At 33.5% G+C, this 2830-nt stretch carries 1 protein-coding gene and 1 tRNA gene; both read right to left on the bottom strand.

Features of this window, described 5'->3' with window-relative positions; translation table 11 throughout:
- On the bottom strand, positions 1-2660 hold a 2660-nt coding region (locus RLO81_RS01040), incomplete at its 3' end, for an FG-GAP-like repeat-containing protein (RefSeq protein ID WP_350105947.1).
- 99 nt (positions 2661-2759) lie between these two features.
- Positions 2760-2830: transfer RNA gene (locus RLO81_RS01035), tRNA-Leu, on the bottom strand.

The following is a 2830-nucleotide window of genomic DNA, read 5'->3' as shown; positions in this document are numbered from 1 at the left end:
TCAAAGCTATTGGTAGGTATCACAATGCTGAAAGTGCCCTCCGTAATTGGAATAGCGGACAGAGTATAGGTAAATTCATCCAAATTTAAAAAGTTAGTAATAGTGCAATTTGTTAGAATGAAATCATCTTCATTGAAGTTATACAACTGTTCATTGGCAACAAGAGTTAATTCAACGATTGAATTATTTGTAACAGATGAGTAATTACTAAATGTTAACTGTGGTTTCTCTTGATCATATATGTATGTAATTTCGTTAGATTGCACGTTTGTATTACCAGCAAGATCTCGTACCATCCCTTCCGGTAATGAAAGGCTAGCAATTCCATCATTGATTGCAGACATTAATACCACATAATCCTGATTGTTGGACGTTGAAATTTCAGTTATCGTACAATTTTCAAGAATAAAATCTGATTCTGAAATATTATCCACAAGTGGTTCATTAAATGTTAAGCTTAACTCAATAATCCCTTGATTAGCTAATACATCATCATTTATTGATAATGCAGGAGTAGGTGGGACTAAATCGCTTTTTTCAGTTTGTAGATAGACAAATAATCTATGTTTATTTCTTATCAATACTACAACATCGTTTCTTGAATCATTATTAAAATCTTCAACTGTTAAATCCTGCGCCCATTGGTCAGTACCTACAAAATGTTTTTCAGAGATGTTAAATTCACCTTTTCCATTGCCGTATAGAATTATCAAATCTGAATAGTTAGAAAGCACGGCTATGTCTAAATGTCCGTCACCGTTTAAATCAGCTATTCTGGGCCTACTACTAGGATCAATACTTAAACTTTGTCTTTTTTCAAATTGCTGATTGCCGTTATTCAAGAAAATACTAAAGTTATCATCATTATAATCAGCGGCAATCAAATCGTCTAAATTGTCATTATTTAAGTCAATTGTTTCAATCCAGTCGTACTCCTCATTTTCAGTATTAATTTTAGCTTGAGGTAAAAAATTGCCATTTCCCAAACCAATGAAATAGTCTAAATTACTTGTTGAATTAGAAGAATTGATAATATCTAATTGAGTGTCATTATTAAGATCTATTAGAGCAAGGTCAGTTGGTGAAGTAGTACTTATGATAGAGTTGGATGAGTATTCATTTAATTCATCACCAAATAAAATAGTAAAATTTTGAGAGTTGCGGTCGGAAGTTATGATGTCTGGATATGCATCGTCATTTAAATTTTCAATGATCATGTTTGTTGGATTTGCACCAACAGGTACAATGTTGAGATCACCAAAATTACCTAGCCCATCTCCATAGAGGATTGAAACATCACCGGAATAATTTGAAGTTGCTGCTATGTCAATATTTGAATCATTATTCAAGAAATCAAACTTTATAGTGGTTATACCAGTGAGTAATCCAATACTCAAGTTTTTGTCAAACGCAAAATGGCCTTCCCCATCACCCTCCATCAGGGTTATAATATGATTAGAGGCTGAACCGAATTGATTTGCTATAGCTAAGTCAATATTGCCATCATTATTATAGTCATAATGAGCAATCCTGTGTAAAGCGAAACTTGGAATATCTATTTTAATCGGACCGAATCCGTTAGCATTATTTCCATTTAAAACTTCGATTTTGTTTAAATTAAATACTGAAGAAATAATATCTAACTTTCCGTTTGAGTCAAAATCTACCAACTCAAAAGACCCTACATCATCAGAGCTTCCAACGCTATTCTCAAAAGTAAATGACCCGTCTCCATTACCATAAAAAATGGAAAATACACTTAGTTGGGTATTTACAATTAGGTCAGGAATATTGTCATCGTTTATTAATGAAATTCTAGCGGACCTAGGGTTATTGTTAACAGAAAAGGTGTTAGAAGTGTAGTTGTCAAACCCGTCACCGTTCAACAAAATTGTTATATTATCTGAAAAAGAGTTCGAGACTACAATATCATTAAATGTATTGTTATCTAGATCAGAAATTTCTATGTGATGTGGGTTATCACCTACGGAGTAACTCGAATTTGAAAATGTACCAGTTGAAGAACCATAAAAAATAGATATTTCATCATTAGCTGGATTAGTAAAAACCAAATCTGCATAGCTATCTAAGTTCAGATGACCTACCGTAAACTGTTCTGAATTGAATCCTAGATTTAATGTCTCCGGGTTAAAATTCCCTAAACCGTCATTGTAAAATATGTTAGCAGACTCGTCATTATTTAGCACAACTATATCTGGGAATGTATTATTATCGATATCAGAGGACTTAATGTCGAGAGGTAAATTACCAGTAGTTAATATGGTGGCTTCACTAAATGTGCCATCTGTGTTATTTAATAGAATTGAAACATGTTCTAATGAATTATTTAGAATGATGATATCCTCAAAACTGTCATTATTCAGTTGGGACGTTATGACCCTATAGGGGTTCGGAGATGTTTGCAAATCAACTTTATTTCTTACACCTCCTTTGCTGTCATTGTATATTAGTGAGATGTAATCATCATCAAAGTTGGCGGATATTATATCGGGGAATCCGTCATTGTCTAAATCGGAGCACGTAATATTTATTGGGTTATTTCCAACTCCTATCAATCTACGCCCTTCGAATGAATTTTGGGAATAGAGGTTTATTGAAAATAAAACAAGGAGAAAAGTTAATCTGATACTATTCTTCATTATATCGCGAAATAAACTACAAATATATGTAAGAATAGTTATGAGGTTTGTTGAATGTAATAAAAAAAGCCTCTTCAGCATAAAGAGGCTTTTTAGTACCCAGGGCCGGAGTCGAACCGGCACGTCCGAAGACATTGGTGTTTGAGACCAACGCGTCTACCAATTCCGCC

It is taken from the genome of Fulvivirga sp., assembly GCF_040220315.1.
Classification (GTDB): Bacteria; Bacteroidota; Bacteroidia; order Cytophagales; family Cyclobacteriaceae; genus Fulvivirga.
Note: the sequence above shows the minus strand (reverse complement) of the source record. Positions and strands in the feature narration are given on the sequence as shown.